General features: G+C 71.5%; 17 protein-coding genes. 7 read left to right on the forward strand and 10 right to left on the reverse strand.

Translation table 11 applies throughout. The features are described 5' to 3' along the window. Positions 1–133: 133 nt before the first annotated feature. Positions 134–1255, forward strand: a complete 1122-nt coding sequence (gene recA, locus ACZ4S3_RS33525; RefSeq protein ID WP_467941242.1) for a recombinase RecA — start codon at positions 134–136, stop codon at positions 1253–1255. A 5-nt stretch (positions 1256–1260) separates the two neighbouring features. Beyond that, positions 1261–1932: a recombination regulator RecX gene (gene recX, locus ACZ4S3_RS33530; RefSeq protein ID WP_467941246.1), complete on the forward strand. Its 672-nt coding sequence runs from the start codon at positions 1261–1263 to the stop codon at positions 1930–1932. Positions 1933–1951: 19 nt separating this feature from the next. Here the strand turns inward: recX and ACZ4S3_RS33535 are convergent, their stop codons facing one another. From ACZ4S3_RS33535 to ACZ4S3_RS33570, 8 genes are all read right to left on the reverse strand, one after another. Next, positions 1952–2329 (reverse strand): rhodanese-like domain-containing protein, encoded by a 378-nt coding sequence (locus ACZ4S3_RS33535; RefSeq protein ID WP_467941251.1) that lies wholly within the window; start codon positions 2327–2329, stop codon positions 1952–1954. A gap of 49 nt (positions 2330–2378) precedes the next feature. Beyond that, a complete protein-coding gene (locus tag ACZ4S3_RS33540) occupies positions 2379–2933 on the reverse strand; it encodes a cupin domain-containing protein (protein WP_467941252.1) in 555 nt (184 codons plus the stop codon). A gap of 79 nt (positions 2934–3012) precedes the next feature. Further along, entirely contained in the window at positions 3013–3099 is an 87-nt protein-coding gene (locus tag ACZ4S3_RS33545; RefSeq protein ID WP_342671165.1) for a putative leader peptide, read from the reverse strand. Then, entirely contained in the window at positions 3092–4864 is a 1773-nt protein-coding gene (locus ACZ4S3_RS33550) for an FAD-dependent monooxygenase (protein WP_467941254.1), read from the reverse strand. Before ACZ4S3_RS33550 ends, ACZ4S3_RS33545 begins: the two co-directional genes overlap by 8 nt. A gap of 201 nt (positions 4865–5065) precedes the next feature. Beyond that, positions 5066–5995, reverse strand: coding sequence for an amino acid ABC transporter permease (locus ACZ4S3_RS33555; protein ID WP_467941258.1), 930 nt, complete (start codon positions 5993–5995; stop codon positions 5066–5068). 73 nt (positions 5996–6068) lie between these two features. Then, positions 6069–6716: an amino acid ABC transporter permease gene (locus ACZ4S3_RS33560; RefSeq protein ID WP_467941262.1), complete on the reverse strand. Its 648-nt coding sequence runs from the start codon at positions 6714–6716 to the stop codon at positions 6069–6071. A gap of 134 nt (positions 6717–6850) precedes the next feature. Beyond that, positions 6851–7762 (reverse strand): glutamate ABC transporter substrate-binding protein, encoded by a 912-nt coding sequence (locus ACZ4S3_RS33565; RefSeq protein ID WP_467941265.1) that lies wholly within the window; start codon positions 7760–7762, stop codon positions 6851–6853. 56 nt (positions 7763–7818) lie between these two features. Continuing rightward, positions 7819–8604: an amino acid ABC transporter ATP-binding protein gene (locus ACZ4S3_RS33570; RefSeq protein ID WP_467941267.1), complete on the reverse strand. Its 786-nt coding sequence runs from the start codon at positions 8602–8604 to the stop codon at positions 7819–7821. 313 nt (positions 8605–8917) lie between these two features. Between ACZ4S3_RS33570 and ACZ4S3_RS33575 the strand changes: the two genes are divergently transcribed. From ACZ4S3_RS33575 to ACZ4S3_RS33590, 4 genes are all read left to right on the forward strand, one after another. Beyond that, a complete protein-coding gene (locus tag ACZ4S3_RS33575) occupies positions 8918–9661 on the forward strand; it encodes a response regulator transcription factor (protein ID WP_467941269.1) in 744 nt (247 codons plus the stop codon). Between the two features lie 14 nt (positions 9662–9675). Next, on the forward strand, positions 9676–11091 hold the full coding sequence (locus tag ACZ4S3_RS33580) for a sensor histidine kinase (RefSeq protein ID WP_467941271.1): 1416 nt from the start codon (positions 9676–9678) through the stop codon (positions 11089–11091). Between the two features lie 193 nt (positions 11092–11284). Next, complete coding sequence (locus ACZ4S3_RS33585; protein WP_128509838.1) at positions 11285–11488, forward strand: cold-shock protein; 204 nt, start codon at positions 11285–11287, stop codon at positions 11486–11488. A gap of 12 nt (positions 11489–11500) precedes the next feature. After that, positions 11501–12988 carry a DEAD/DEAH box helicase gene (locus ACZ4S3_RS33590; RefSeq protein WP_467941274.1) on the forward strand — a complete coding sequence of 496 codons (1488 nt, stop codon included), beginning with the start codon at positions 11501–11503 and terminating at the stop codon, positions 12986–12988. Here the strand turns inward: ACZ4S3_RS33590 and ACZ4S3_RS33595 are convergent. Continuing rightward, the gene (locus ACZ4S3_RS33595) at positions 12978–13976 is read right to left on the reverse strand and encodes a TAXI family TRAP transporter solute-binding subunit (protein ID WP_467941277.1); all 999 of its coding nucleotides are present in this window, start codon (positions 13974–13976) and stop codon (positions 12978–12980) included. The two genes, ACZ4S3_RS33590 and ACZ4S3_RS33595, sit on opposite strands and share 11 nt — an antisense overlap. 55 nt (positions 13977–14031) lie before the next feature. Then, on the reverse strand, positions 14032–14934 hold the full coding sequence (locus tag ACZ4S3_RS33600; RefSeq protein ID WP_467941280.1) for a LysR family transcriptional regulator: 903 nt from the start codon (positions 14932–14934) through the stop codon (positions 14032–14034). Between the two features lie 131 nt (positions 14935–15065). On the opposite strand from ACZ4S3_RS33600, the gene ACZ4S3_RS33605 reads away from it, so the two are divergent. Beyond that, on the forward strand, positions 15066–15683 hold the full coding sequence (locus ACZ4S3_RS33605; protein ID WP_467941284.1) for a maleylpyruvate isomerase family mycothiol-dependent enzyme: 618 nt from the start codon (positions 15066–15068) through the stop codon (positions 15681–15683). Positions 15684–15746: the final 63 nt, after the last annotated feature.

Raw genomic sequence — 15746 nt, forward strand, 5'->3', positions numbered from 1 at the left:
GGTCCCGGCCTGTGTTCTGGCGGCTTTCCGCGGAGTTATCCACAGGCCGGAGCCGGGTCCGGGCGCATTGTCAGTGGCAGGCGTTAGCGTCATGGACGTGAAGCGATCGACTCAAGCAAATCGGGTGGAACCCATGGCAGGCACTGACCGCGAGAAGGCGCTGGACGCCGCGCTCGCACAGATTGAACGGCAATTCGGCAAGGGCGCCGTGATGCGCATGGGGGAGCGCCCGAACGAACCCATCGAGGTCATCCCCACCGGCTCGACCGCGCTCGACGTCGCGCTCGGCGTCGGCGGCATCCCGCGCGGCCGCGTGGTCGAGGTCTACGGCCCGGAGTCCTCCGGTAAGACGACCCTGACCCTGCACGCCGTCGCGAACGCCCAGAAGGCCGGCGGCGCCGTCGCGTTCATCGACGCCGAGCACGCGCTCGACCCCGAGTACGCCAAGAAGCTCGGCGTGGACACCGACGCCCTGATCCTCTCCCAGCCGGACAACGGCGAGCAGGCGCTGGAAATCGTGGACATGCTGGTCCGCTCCGGCGCGCTCGACCTCATCGTGATCGACTCGGTCGCCGCCCTGGTGCCGCGGGCCGAGATCGAGGGTGAGATGGGTGACTCCCACGTCGGCCTCCAGGCCCGGCTGATGAGCCAGGCCCTGCGCAAGATCACCAGCGCGCTCAACCAGTCCAAGACCACCGCGATCTTCATCAACCAGCTCCGCGAGAAGATCGGCGTGATGTTCGGTTCGCCGGAGACCACGACCGGTGGCCGCGCGCTGAAGTTCTACGCCTCGGTGCGCCTGGACATCCGCCGTATCGAGACCCTCAAGGACGGCACCGATGCGGTCGGCAACCGCACCCGCGTCAAGGTCGTCAAGAACAAGGTCGCGCCGCCCTTCAAGCAGGCCGAGTTCGACATCCTCTACGGCCAGGGCATCAGCCGCGAGGGCGGCCTGATCGACATGGGTGTGGAGCACGGCTTCATCCGGAAGTCCGGGGCTTGGTACACCTACGAGGGCGACCAGCTCGGGCAGGGCAAGGAGAACGCCCGTAACTTCCTCAAGGACAACCCGGATCTCGCCAACGAGATCGAAAAGAAGATCAAGGAGAAGCTCGGCATCGGCGTGAAGCCGCAGGAGCCCGTCGCGGAGCCCGGCGCGGACGCCGCGGGTGCCGCGGCCGACGCAGCCGCCCCGGCTCCGGCGGCCGCGACAAAGAGTGCCAAGGGCGCCAAGGCCGCCACGGCCAAGAGCTAACCGCCATGACACGGCGAACGGAATGGCCGGGCAGCGAGGACGACACCCCCAGCGCTGCGGGCGACGCCGAGACCCGTCACGGCGGCATGGGCCGCACGGGCCGTAAGGGCCCCAAGGGCCGTATGGACAGCGGTGGTTCCGCCTCGTCGAGGGCCGGGACGGAACCACCGCGTACGCCTGAGGAGCAGGCACGGGCGATCTGTCTGCGCCTGCTCACCGGGAGCCCGCGTACCCGCAAGCAGCTCGGGGACGCCCTGCGTCAGCGGGGCATCCCCGAGGAAGCCGCGGAGGAGGTGCTCTCCCGCTTCGAGGACGTCGGCCTGATCGACGACGCCGCCTTCGCCGACGCGTGGGTGGACTCCCGCCACCACGGCCGCGGCCTGGCGCGCCGCGCCCTGGCTCGCGAGCTGCGCACCAAGGGGGTGGACTCCGCCCTGATCGATGAGGCCGTCGGCCGTCTCGACGCCGAACAGGAGGAGTCCACCGCCCGGGAGCTGGTCGACCGCAAACTCCGGGCGACCAGAGGCCTCGACCGTGACAAGCGCCTGCGCCGCCTGGCCGGAATGCTGGCCCGCAAGGGATACCCGGAAGGCCTCGCCCTCCGGGTGGTCCGCCGGGCCCTGGAGGAGGAGGGCGAGGACCCGGAGCTGCTGGAGCGGCATCTGCCGGATATCTGAGGCCCGCCTGCCGGTGGGCTCATCCCCGGACCGGCAACCCCGCCGCCCGCCATGCCTGGAAGCCCCCGGCCAGGTCGGTCGCATGGCGCAGACCCAGGTGGCGCAGGGACACCGCCGCGAGGCTGGACGCATAGCCCTCGTTGCAGATCACCACGACGGGCAGGTCGTGACGGGTGGCCTCGGGGGCGCGGTGGTCGCCCGTGGGATCAAGGCGCCATTCGAGCTCGTTGCGTTCCACGATCAGCGCGCCGGGGATGGTGCCGTCGCGCTCCCGCAGCGCCGCGTACCGGATGTCCACCAGCAACCCGCCCGCCTCCTGGACCGCGGCGGCCTCCTGCGGATCCACCCGCCGCAGCTCGCCGCGGGCCCGCGCGAGCAGTTCGTCGACGGCGCTCATGCCGACACTCCCCCGGTCTCCGACCGGGGGACCCCCATGCTGTGCTCGCTCACTGCCACTCCTCCGGACGCTCGACCTCTTCGAGCCGCAGTACCGGACCGGTGCGGCTGTAGCGCCGGATCAGGGGGAGCGGCGGGTAGTAGGCGTGCACCGAGACCGCGTGGGTGTCCTCGGACAGATTGAGCACCTGGTGGACATGGTGCGGTCCGAACGCCCGGCCGCGGCCGTCGCTGAGCCGCCGTTCGCGGTCCACGCCATCGGCGAGTTCCAGGGTCTTCCAGCCCTCGGTGGGCAGCTGGGCGGCGAGCGACTGTTCCGTCAGCTCGCCCGAGGCCGCCGCGAAGGCGCCCCGCGAGCCGCCGTGGTCGTGCCAGCCGGTGCCGGTTCCGGGCGGCCAGCCGATCAGCCAGGCCTCGCTGCCGCCCGGCCCGTCCAGCCGGATCCAGGTGCGGCCTTCGGGGTCGAGCGGGAGCGAGGCGATGAGTGCGGTGTCCGCGGCGCTGCGGCGGGCGAATTCGAGGAGGTCCGAGGCGCTGGGGCCGCGGTCCTGGTCTGCGCCCTCGCCGCTGCTGTGCGGGCGCGCAGGGGTACGTACATCGGGCACGGGAACCGTCCTGAGTGATCGCGAAAGAGGCGCGGCCACCGGAGGGAAGCGCGGGGCCGCGCGGGGAAGGGGATGCGGATCAAACGGACGGACGACACATGCAGCCCGCATAGCGGACCAGGTCCAGATGGACCCTCCGCCAGAATCGCGAGCCGTGATCAGTCACCTTCGGAGTGAAGCATGGGCGCTCCCACAGGGTCAACAGCGGGAGCGGGCGGGCCGGACCGCGTGTCCTCGCCGTCACCGGCACCGAAACCCTCGTCCTGGTGCCCGTACGCCCCGCCGCCCCGTACCGCGGTCGCGCACGCGGACAGCTCGGCCGGGCGGACGCCGGACAGCGCCGTGACCAGGTGGCCATCGGGCCGGACCACCAGGACGGTGTGCGCGGCGGCGCCCGGATAGGCCTCGGTGACCAGGATCTCGGCGGGCATCGGCAGCGCCTCGACCGCGCCGGTCAGCTGCGGCATCAGGCCCGCCGACTGCCAGTGCCGCCGGTCCCAGACACCGGTGCCGGGCGCCACCAGCACCACCAGGAGGCCGCGCCCCAGACGGTCCCGCAGCCGGACCACCGAGCCGTCGCCGGCCGTCACCGGTACGTCGCAGGCCGGCGACCCGGCAGGGGTGTCCACCTCCGTGGCACCCGCCTGCCCCCCGGCCGGTGCGAGCGGGGAACGGGGATAGGCGGGCGGTGCGCCCAGCGGGCCGCGGCCCAGATGGCCGTCCGTCAGGAGCGCACTCTGCCCGCGCGCCGCGCCCGGCAGTACGGTCCGCCAGCGCACCGCGCCGCCGTCCCGCAGCAGCGGCAGTGCCTGGTCCGCGGCGCGCAGCCGGGCCGCCACCGCGCCCCGGCGCTCGGCCTGATAGCTCTCCAGCAGCGTCTCGCAGGCGCCTTGATGCCAGGCCAGGCCCAGCTTCCAGGCGAGGTTCTCGGCGTCCCGCAGCCCCTCGTCCAGGCCCTGGGTGCCGAGCGCGCCCAGCAGATGCGCGGCGTCCCCGGCGAGGAACGCCCGGCCCTGCCGCCAGGTCCGGGCCAGCCGGTGGTGGACGGTGTGCACGCCGGTGTCGAGGAGTTCGTACGGGGGGACCTCCCGGGCGGGGCCGCGCCCGCGCGGGTGCTCGCCGCTCTCGGCCCCCGGCTCCACCGCCCACCCCGCCAGGGAGTCGCGGATCCGGGCCACCAGGACATCCGGGGTGACCAGCTCGCGGCCCGGCGGCAACAGCCAGTCCAGCCGCCAGACGCCGTCGGGCAGCGGCCGGGCCGATACTTCGAGGGCGGGGCCGCCGGGGCCGCCGCCGTGCCGGGCCGGCGAACGGTGCAGCAGCGCCTCGCCGGGCCAGGGCAGCTCGGTACGCAGCGCGGCGACCGCATGCCGTTCGACGGCGGTGCGGCCCGGGAAGCGGATCCCCAGCAGCTTGCGGACGGTCGACCGCGGTCCGTCACAGCCGACCAGGTAACTCCCGCGCCACCACGTGCTGTTGGGGCCGCGGGTGTGCGCGCTGACGCCGTGCTCGTCCTGCTCCAGCTCGGCCAGCCGGCTGCCGGTGACGATCTGGGCGAGCTTCTCCTGGCCGAGCGCGGCGCGCAGCGCGCGGGTCAGGGAGTGCTGGGGGAGGTGTACCGGGGAGGCGGGGGCGGCGGGGGCGGCATCGTCCGGGATCCGGGAGGCGAAGGCGACCCGCTCGAGCAGCCGCCGGCGGCGTACCGTGCGCCAGGCCGTCCACCGGGTGCCCGCGCTCTCCAGGGTGTCGGCGCAGCCGAGCCGGCCGACGAACGCGGCGGTGTCCTGGCGGAGCACGGCGGTGCGGGCGGGGCGGGTGTCGTCCTGGCCGGCGGTCTCGTCCAGGACGATGACGGGCACGCCACGGCGGGTGAGCGAGAGGGCGAGGCAGAGACCGACCGGGCCGGCCCCGACGACGATCACCGGGTCCACGGCGTGGCTCCCTGGGCCTCGCGGTGCTGACGGAACGTGGGAGAACTGACAGAACTGGCAGTGGGAGCCCGGTGCGTGATCACACAGCGTATGCAACCCATTGCGACGGCTCGCGTCAAGTGACGGAGGCGGCGGCTCGCGCGCCGCCGCCTCCGTACCGTCCACGGACCGCCTGTCGTGGCGTCAGGTTCCGTTCCGCCGTCAGTTCGACGTGTCGGCCGCCCCGTCGAGGCCCACCACGGTCGCCACCGCGGCGGCCGTTCCCACGTCGCCCGTCTCGACCACGCCGATGCCGGTCTTGGCCCGGCGGCCGCGCCGCTCGATCCAGTTGGCGAGCGCGGACAGCGCCAGACACATCGCGATGTAGATCGCGCCGATGACGATGATGACCGGAACGTAGACGTCGTCGCCGCCCACGATGATGTTGCTGGCCATCAGGCGCCCCGAGTAGAGGAGTTCCTCGAACGTGATGATGTAGCCGAGAGAGGTGTCCTTCAGGGTGACCACCAGCTGGCTGATGATCGTCGGCAGCATCGCCCGGACGGCCTGCGGAAGCAGCACCGTCGTCATGACCTGTGTCTTGCGCAGCCCCAGCGCGTAGGCGGCCTCGCGCTGCCCCTTCGGTACGGCGTTGATGCCGGCCCGCAGCACCTCGGCCTGCACCGAACCGTTGTAGACCGTCAGCCCGAGCACCAGCGCCCAGAACTGCGGCTGGTTGCCGGACAGGCCGAGCGTGTCCCGGTTGATGAGCATGACGACCCAGATCACATAGATCGTGATCAGCAGCGGGATGGCCCGGAACAGCTCGATGAACCCGGTTGCCACCCAGCGGACGGGCTTGTGGTCCGACAGCCGCGCCACGGCGAGCAGCACGCCCAGGGCCAGGGAGAGCACCGCCGCGACCGCGAACACCTGCAGGGTGGTCAGGATGCCGTCGCGGATGCTGGCGCGTACGCCCGCGTTGTTGAAGATGTTCCACTTCGCGGGCTCGAACTGGCCCGTTTGGTACAGCCGCAGCCCCACGTAGCCGATCAGGGCCAGTACCGCGAGCGCTCCGACGACGCTGTAGATGCGGTTGCGTGCCTTCGCCTTCGGCCCTGGTACGTCATAGAGAACGCTGGCACCACTCATGCCCTAACCTCGCTTCGTTCCGCCCCGCCCGTGCGTGGCACCCACGCCGTGTCCTTCCGCCTGCCGTGTCCGCTCATCGCACGACTCCCATCCGGCGCTCCACCAGCCGGAAGAAACCGCTGATGGTGAAGGTGATGACGAGGTAGGCGAGCGCGACCCACAGGAAGATCCAGCCGATCGGGTAGCCCTTGTCGCTGAGCAGCTTGGAGAAGCCGAACATCTCGGTGACGCTGAACGCGCCCGCGATCGCGGAGTTCTTCGTCAGCGCGATGAAGATGCTGCTCAGCGGCGGCAGCACGGTGCGCGTGGCCTGCGGAAGCACTATCAGGCGCAGAGTCTGGGAGAACGACATGCCGATGCTGCGCGCGGCCTCGGCCTGGCCGATCGGCACGGTGGAGATGCCGGACCGGACGGCCTCGCAGACGAACGACGAGGTGTAGAAGCCCAGCGCCAGCATGGCCAGCACGAACGGGCTGGCCCCCTGGAAGAGGATCTGCGGTACGACGAAGGTCGCCACCAGGAAGAGCAGGGTCAGCGGGGTGTTGCGCAGCAGCGTGACCCAGGCCGTCCCGAACGCGCGCAGCGGCGGGATCGGGGAGACCCGGAAACCGGCTATGACAACGCCGAGTACCAGGGCGATCACCGAGCTGGCGGCGGTGATCGCCAGGGTTCCGAGGAACCCGTCACGGAACGCGGGCAGATGATCGAGGAGTACGTTCATGGGGTCTCCGCGGAGCGGTCAGGTCGACGGCGGGAAGGGACGGGGCGGCACGCGGTGGCCGGAAGACGGCGCGCCCCGCACACCCGCCGCGGCGGGCGTACGGGGCGGCGCAGCCGGGAGAGCGCGCGAGCGCCTCAGTAGCGCGGCAGCGGCATCAGCGGCGCGACGTACTTCGAGCCCGACTTGCCGAGCGTGCCTCGGTACGCCTTCTCGTAGTCGCCGTTCTTCATGTGGTTTTCCAGCGCCTCGGTGATCGCAAGGCGCAGGGCCTTGTCGTTCTTGTCCATGCCGACGCCGTAGGGCTCCTTGGTGAACGGCTTGTCCACCACACGGAGCTTGTCGGGACGCTGGGCGGCATAGCCCTTGAGGATCGCGTCGTCGGTGGTGACCGCGTTGGCGGAGCCGTCGAGCACCTGCTTCACACAGTCCGAGTAGGTTTGGCCCTCGATGGTGTGCGCGCCGTACTTCGCCTTCTTGATCTCCTGCAGCGGAGTCGAGCCGGTGATCGAGCAGACGTTCTTGCCCTTGAGGCTGTCCGGGCCGGTGATGGACTTGTCGTCCTTGCGCACCAGCAGGTCCGCGCCGGCCGTGTAGTACGGGCCCGCGAAGCCGACCTGCTTCTTGCGCTCGTTGTTGATCGTGTACGTACCGACGAAGTAGTCGACGTCGTGGTTCGAGATCTTGGTCTCACGGACGTTGGAGTTGACCGTCTGGAAGGAGATCTGCTTCGTGGAGAAGCCCAGGTCGGCCGCGATCATCTTGGCGATCTCGATATCGAAACCGGAGTACTTCTTCGTCGAGGGGTCCTGGTAGCCGAGGAACGGCTGGTCGGCCTTGACACCAATGACCAGCTTGCCGCGCTTCTGCGCCTTCTTCAGCGTCGCCGAGTCGATCTTCACGTTCTTGGCAGGCGTGTAGTCGTGGCTGTAGACGTCGCCGCCGGCCGGCTTGTCGCCCGCCGAGCCCGAATCGCCGCCGCATGCGGTCGCCGTGGCCGCCAGCGCGAGCACCACCGCACCGGCCGCAGCAGTCTTACGAATCCTCATGGTCAACATCCTTTGGTTCAACAAGTGTTGGCAATCATGGTGGCTCAACTGCGGCCTCAGTGGTGGAGGATCTTCGACAGGAAGTCCTTGGCGCGGTCACTGCGCGGGTTGTTGAAGAACTGGTTCGGCTCGGCCTCTTCGATGATGCGGCCGTCCGCCATGAAGACCACGCGGTTCGCCGCGGAGCGCGCGAAGCCCATCTCATGCGTGACCACGATCATCGTCATGCCGTCCCGGGCGAGCTGCTGCATGACTTCCAGCACCTCGTTGATCATCTCCGGGTCCAGCGCGGAGGTGGGCTCGTCGAACAGCATCACCTTCGGGTCCATCGCCAGCGCACGGGCGATCGCCACGCGCTGCTGCTGACCGCCCGACAGCTGCGCGGGGTACTTGTCCGCCTGGGTGCCGACGCCGACCCGGTCGAGCAGTTCGCGCGCCTTCTCGGCGGCGGCATTCCGGTGCTTCCTGCGGACCTTGATCTGCCCCAGCATCACGTTCTCGAGCACCGTCTTGTGCGCGAAGAGGTTGAAGGACTGGAAGACCATGCCGACGTCGGCACGCAGCCGGGCCAGCTCCCGCCCCTCCTGCGGCAACGGCTTGCCGTCGATGGTGATGCCGCCGGTGTCGACCGTCTCCAGGCGGTTGATGGTGCGGCAGAGCGTCGACTTGCCGGACCCGGAGGGCCCGATCACCACGACGACCTCGCCCCGGTGAATCGTCAGGTCGATGTCCTGGAGCACGTGCAGCGCGCCGAAGTGCTTGTTGACGTTGTCCAGCACGACCAGCGGGTCACCCGTCGGCGCGGGCTCCTCGGCGTTCTTGGTCACCGATACTTCGCTCATCGGCGTACAGCTCCGTCCTCCTCGGTTGTGGAGGACCCTAATGACGGCCTGCGACCAGCGTCATTACATCTGAGGGAGAATTGAGCATAACGATCCGGCCGCGTTGGGACACTCCATGTGAACGGGACGTGGCGGAGGCGCGGCGTCCGGTCGTACCGGCTGGGTAACGGATGGTGGCGCACCGGCGGCCGCCTCTTGACGCGCGCACCCCCTATCGCCGTAGATGCCCTGTGGCCGGTACGCACGTACCCGTCCGGCCACAGGCATCGACCGCACGCACCGACCGCACGCACCGAAGAAGAAGGAGGGCCGGATGAGACTGCTGCTCGTCGAGGACGACGACCATGTCGCGGCGGCCCTGTCCGCGGTGCTGGCCAGGCACGGCCTCACGGTCCGGCACGCCCGCAGCGGCGAGGAGGCGCTGCAGGCCCTGCTGCCCGATGACGCGGAGCCGTTCGCGGTGGTCCTGCTCGACCTGGGCCTGCCCGACCAGGACGGCTTCGAGGTGTGCGGCCGGATCCGCAAGATCAGCGCCACCCCGGTGATCATGGTCACCGCGCGCTCCGATGTCCGCTCGCGCATCCACGGCCTCAACCTCGGCGCGGACGACTATGTGGTCAAGCCCTACGACACCGGCGAACTGCTCGCCCGTATCCACGCGGTGAGCCGGCGCAACGCCACCAGTGGCGGCGAGCAGCCGGCTGAGGAGACCGCCCAGGAGGAGGCGCTGCGCCTCGGCGCGGTCACCGTCGAACTTCCCACCCGCCAGGTGTCGGTGCACGGCACCGCGGTGCCGCTGACCCGCAAGGAGTTCGATCTGCTGGCGCTGCTCGCCCAGCGCCCCGGGGTCGTCTTCCGCCGGGAGCAGATCATCAGCGAGGTGTGGCGGACGAGTTGGGAGGGGACCGGCCGCACCCTGGAGGTGCACATCGCCTCGCTGCGCGCCAAGCTCCGGATGCCCGCGCTGATCGAGACCGTACGGGGCGTGGGGTACCGCCTCGTCGTCCCCGCCGCCGGAACCCCTGCCGCCGGAACCCCCGCCTCCCCGGCGTCCTGAAGGCCGCCCGGCACGTGCGCACCCGACTCCTCCCGCTCCTCATCGTCCTCATGGCCGGGGTGCTGCTCGCCCTCGGCGTCCCGCTTGCCGTGATCACCGCGGGCGTGGAACAGCAGAAGCTGGTCGTCGACCGGATCGACGACGCCGCGCGGTTCGCCTCGCTCGCCCAGTTCGTCACCGCCCGCCCCGATGCCGGAGCCGACACCAAGAGCCCCGACGAGGACGAGCGGCGCGTCACCCTGAGCACCGAACTGGCCCGCTACTACGACCTCTACGGCATCCGGGCCGGCGTCTTCTACCGCGACCACACCCCGATGGCCGCCGCCCCCAGGAACCTGCCGGTGCCCAGGGACGGCGAGGGCGCGCAGGCCTTCAGCGAGGCGCTGGCCGGCCGCCGCAGCCATGACCCGCACCAGATCTGGCCCTGGGACGGCACCGGCCGCATCCCGGTGGCCTCGCCCGTCATCCGTGACGGCGATGTGGTCGCCGTGGTCGTCACCGACTCGCCCACCGGGCAGCTGCGGGCGCGCGTCGTGCAGTGGTGGCTGCTGATCGCGGCCGGCGAATGCGCGGCCATGCTCGTCGCCGTCGCCGCCGCCGTCCGCCTCACCGGCTGGGTGCTGCGGCCGGTACGGGTGCTGGACACGGCCAGCCACGACATCGCCACCGGCCGGATGAAGGCCCGCGTCGCCGCCACCGCCGGACCGCCGGAACTGCGCAGACTGGCCCGCTCGTTCAACGAGATGGCCGACCATGTCGAGGACGTCCTGGAGCAGCAGCGCGCCTTTGTCGCCGACGCCTCCCACCAGCTGCGCAACCCCCTCGCCGCCCTGCTGCTGCGCATCGAGCTGCTGGCCCTCGAGCTCCCCGACGGCAACGAGGAGGTCGCCTCGGTCCGCACCGAGGGCAAGCGGCTGGCCCGCGTCCTGGACGACCTCCTGGACATGGCCCTGGCCGAACACGCCGCCGCCGACCTTCAGCTCACCGACATCGCCGCCCTGGCCGCCGAGCGCGTCGACTCCTGGCGCCCGATGGCCGACGGCAAGGGCGTCCGCCTCACCTACGAGGGCCACAGCGCGGTCACCGGCTGGGCCGACCCCGTGGCGCTCTCCAGCGCCCTGGACGCCGTCGTCGACAACGCCCTGAAGTTCACCCCGCCCGACGAGCCGGTCACCGTGGCCGTCGCGGCGGACGGCGAGTGGGTACGGATCACCGTCACCGACCGCGGCCCCGGCCTGACCGGCGACGAGCTCGACCGCATCGGTGACCGCTTCTGGCGCAGCAGCCGCCACCAGAACGTCTCCGGTTCCGGCCTGGGCCTGTCGATCAGCCGCGCGCTGCTCGCCGCGGGCGGCGCCGCCATCGCCTACGCCCCGCACTCCCCGCACGGCCTGAAGGTCACCGTCACCGTGCCGCGTACCGGTCCGTGACCGGGCGCGCCGTACGGCTGTGCTAGTCTTGACGACGTTGCAGTTGTGGTACCCATGAACTTTGTGCGCGCCCGGAGGCTGGAAGCCCCGGGCGTTCATTGTTTTCCGGACCTGTTCCGGTGTGGGGCGATCATCTCGGCGACAGGGAGGCCGCGCAGTGTGGTCTCCGGTTTGCCCCATGAAGGAGAAAAACATGGCTTCCGGCACCGTGAAGTGGTTCAACTCGGAAAAGGGCTTCGGCTTCATCGAGCAGGACGGCGGCGGCCCCGACGTCTTCGCCCACTACTCGAACATCCAGTCCCAGGGCTTCCGTGAGCTCCTCGAGGGCCAGAAGGTCACCTTCGACGTGACCCAGGGCCCCAAGGGCCCGCAGGCGGAGAACATCGTCCCCGCCTGACGCACCTGCGTCGTGGATAGGGCCCGCACCGGTCACCCCGGTGCGGGCCCCGTCCCGTTTTTCCGTACGGGAGCCACCCCTCTTCCCTTACGGGCACCTCCACCCCCTCCCCCTGAAGGGCCTTTCGTGACACGAGCGACCGCACCGCGACCGAGCGCCGACCCGAAGCCGTCCACCGAGACGTCCTCCTCCACGCCCGCCGGCTCCTTCGACGAGCTGCCGCTGGCCCCGGCCCTCCTCACCGCGCTGCGTGCGCAAGGTGTCAGCAAGCCGTTCCCCATCCAGGCCGCCACCCTGCCCGCGACCCTCGCCGGCCGCGATGTCCTCGGCCGCGGCCGCACCGGCTCCGGCAAGACCCTCGCCTTCGGGCTCGCCCTGCTCAGCCGTACGGCGGGCCGGCGCGCGGCGAGCAAGCGCCCGCTGGCACTGGTGCTCGTCCCCACCCGCGAACTCGCCGGGCAGGTCACCGACGCGCTCGCGCCGTACGCCACGGCGCTGGGCCTGCGCACCGCCACCGTCGTCGGCGGCACCTCCATCAACCGCCAGGTGGACACGCTGCGCCGGGGCACCGAGGTGCTCGTGGCCACCCCGGGCCGGCTCGCCGACCTGCTCGACCGCCGCGCCTGCGCCCTCGACGACGTCACCATCACCGTCCTCGACGAGGCCGACCAGATGACCGACATGGGCTTTCTGCCGCAGGTCACCCGGCTGATGGAGAAGGTCGACCCGAACGGCCAGCGGATGCTGTTCTCCGCCACCCTCGACCGCAATGTCGACAAGCTGGTCCGCCGCTTCCTGACCGACCCGGTCACCCACTCCGTGGACCCCTCGGCCGCGACCGTCACCACCATGGACCACCACGTCCTGTACGTGGACGACGTGGACAAGCGCGCCGCCACCACCGAGATCGCCGCCCGTGACGGCCGCGTGATCATGTTCGTGGACACCAAGCGCGGCGCCGACCGGCTCACCAAGCACCTGCTCGCCCAGGGCGTGCGCGCCGCGGCGCTGCACGGCGGCAAGTCCCAGCCGCAGCGCACCCGCACCCTGGAGCAGTTCCGCACCGGCCACGCCTCGGCCCTGATCGCCACCAATGTCGCCGCCCGCGGCATCCACATCGACGGCCTCGACCTCGTCGTCAACGTCGACCCGCCGACCGAGGCCAAGGACTACCTGCACCGCGGCGGCCGTACCGCCCGCGCCGGCGAGTCCGGCACCGTCGTCACCCTGGTCACGCCCGGCCAGCGCCGCGATATGACCCGGCTGATGCGCCAGGCGAAGATCACCCCGAACGCCGCCAAGGTCCGCCCCGGCGACGCCGAGCTGGCACGGATCACCGGCGCCCAGACCCCCACCGGCGTCCCGGTCGTGATCGCCACGCCCGCCCCGGCACCCGCGGGCGCCGCCCCCGGCAGCGGCGGCGGTGGCGCCAACCGGCGCCGGCGCCCCCGGCGCGCCCGTCCGGCCCGGCGTCCCTCCACCCAGGCCCCTAGGGCTTGACCGACACGTAATAGCGCCGGGCGCCCTGATGCAGGGCCAGCGGATCGGTGAACACCGCCGTCCGCAGGTCCACCCGCTGTGCGGCATGCACCTGGCGCCCGATCCAGTCCCGGCTGTTGATGACGGTCCGGGTCATGCCGAAGGTCATCGCGGCATCCTCCCGGTCCGTCGTCACCAGCAGATTCGCCACCGCGATCGTTTTGACCGCCCGCCCGTCCTGCACCTTGGGATACGCATCGGCGGGCATCACCGCCGCCCGGTAATAGCGGGTGGGCTCGCCCTGCGCATGCAGCGCCTTGCTCAGATCCCCGAGCGGCACCAGCCGTATGGGGAACCGCTGCGCCAGATGCTGCACCGCGGTGGTCGGCAGCCCGCCCGACCAGAAGAAGGCGTCCAGCTCTCCCCGCTCCAGCAGCCGGGGCATCCGGTCGATGCCCACCCGTACCGGCGTGATGTCCTTGTCGAAGTCCAGCCCCGCCGCCTTCAGCAGCCGCCGGGTGATCAGCTGTACGCCGGAGCCGTCCGCCCCGACCCCGACCCGCAGCCGCCGCAGCCCGCCGGCCGAGCGGACGGCGGACTTCTTCGGCACCACCAGCTGCATGTAGTCGTCGTACAGCCGCGCGCAGGCCCGCAAGCGGTCCGCCCCCGGCTCGCGCCGGGCCTGGTACGTCGACACCGCGTCCGCCGTCGCGATGGTGAACTCCGCGCGCCCGCTGACCAGTTGGCGCAGATTGTCTATCGATCCCTCGCTGCGCGACAGCCGCAGGTCCACCTCCGGCATGTCGTGCGCCAGATCCTGCTTGAGCAGCTCCCCGTAGCGCTCGTACACCCCCGTCGGGACCCCGGTGGCCAGCGTCACCCGGCCGCCCGGTGCACGCTCGCCCCCCATCGACAGCAGCCACCACGTCGCCAGCGCGAGCGCGACCAATGCCGCGATCGTCACCTGGAGAGCCCGGCGGCCGCTTATTCGGGGGAGTGCAGTGACCATGGGCGGGATCCTGCCAGCCGCGGAGCCTCAAGGGGAGGGCGGATACCCAACCGTGCTATTGGAGGGCTGTGCGCAGCAGGCCCAGCAAGGCCCTGGCCGCCGGGCCGGCGGGCCCGTCCGTCCGCCAGACCAGCGCGATCCGGCCACGTGGCGGCGGGTGTCCGGTGAGCGGCAGCGTCCGCAGTCCGTACGCCCGCGCGGCGTCGGCCGGCAGGTCGGGCACCACGGCCACCCCCAGGCCCCGGGCGGCGAGCTGCGCCAGCAGGTGCGGTGAGGCCGCCTCGAAGGCGATACGGGGCCGGAATCCCGCCGCCGCGCAGAAGGTCTCGAGCACCGCGCGCAGACCGGTGCCGCACGGCAGGCTGATCAACGGGCGGTCGCGGAGCGCGGCCGCCGGGACGCCCTTCCGGCCCGCGTGGGCGAGCAGCGGGTCGCCCGGCGCGACGGCGGCGACCAGGGGGACATCGAGCACCACCTGGGCCGAGATACCCGGCGGCGGGTCGTCCGGCAGCCCGATCACCGCGATATCGAGCTCACCGCCGCGCAGCGCCGCCAGCATCCGCTCGGAGTTGTCCTCGGTGAGAGCCATCTCGACCTCGGGATGGGCGTCGTGGAAATCGGCCAGCAGACAGGCCACATCGAAGGTGTCGGCGGCCGCCCCGGAGACCACGCCGATCGTGACCCGGCCGCGGAGCAGCCCGGTGAACTCGTCCACCGTCTCCCGCACCCCCTCGACCGCGGCGAGCGCCGCCCGCGCGTACGGCAGTACGGCCTCACCCACCTCCGTCAGCGTGACCGACCCGCCGGACCGGTCCAGCAGAGGCTGCCCGAGCTCCCGCTCCAGCTGCCGGATCTGCGCACTCACCCCCGGCTGCGCCAGGTGCAGACGGGCGGCGGCGCGGGTGAAGTTGGCCTCCTCCACCACGGCGATGAAGTACTGCAGCTGGCGGAGTTCCATAACTCCTGATGCTAGCGGCGAGAAAAACCCTCTCTTGGACTTATGCCGCCCCTCCCGACAGCCTGGAGACACGGCTTGATCAACGGCCTTGATCAACGGTCTTGATCAACGGCCCGGGGAGGGGATCACTCATGGACATGAAAGCGGCGATCGCGGCCGAACGCCGGGAACTGGCGGACATGCTGGACGCGCTGCCGGCCGGCGCCTGGGACGCACCCACCCTGTGTACGGGGTGGCGGGTGAGGGAGGTCGCGGCCCATATGTCGATGGGCTTCCGCTACTCGTTCGGCCGGCAGGCGCGCGAACTCCTCAAGGCGCGCGGCAATCTGAACCGGATGACCGACCGCTGCGCCCGCGCGGACGCGGCCGCCTCCTCGCCACGGGAGCTGGCCGCCTTCCTCCGCGACAACGCCGACCACCCCTGGACACCGCCGGTCGGCGGGCTCGCGTCGGCGCTCGGCCACGATGTGATCCACGGCCTGGACATCGCGGTCGCCCTGGACCTCGACCGCCGCGTCCCCGAAGACCGCCTGCGCACCGTCCTGGACACGGTCCGCCCCCGCTCCGCCAAGTTCTTCGGCGCCGACCTCACCGGCATCGCCCTGCACGCCGACGACCTCGACTGGTCCTTCGGCACGGGCACACCCCTGTACGGCACCGCCCAGGACCTGGCGCTGGTCACGTTCGGCCGCAAGCTGCCGGCCGGCCGGCTCCGGGGGGAGGCGAGCGGCCGTTTCGCCGCCGCTTGAGGCGGCTTCGGCGGTGAGCAGGACGACACGGTCCGCCCACGAGGCGGGAAAGCCACGGCGACC

This window comes from Streptomyces sp. NPDC028368 (genome assembly GCF_055565615.1).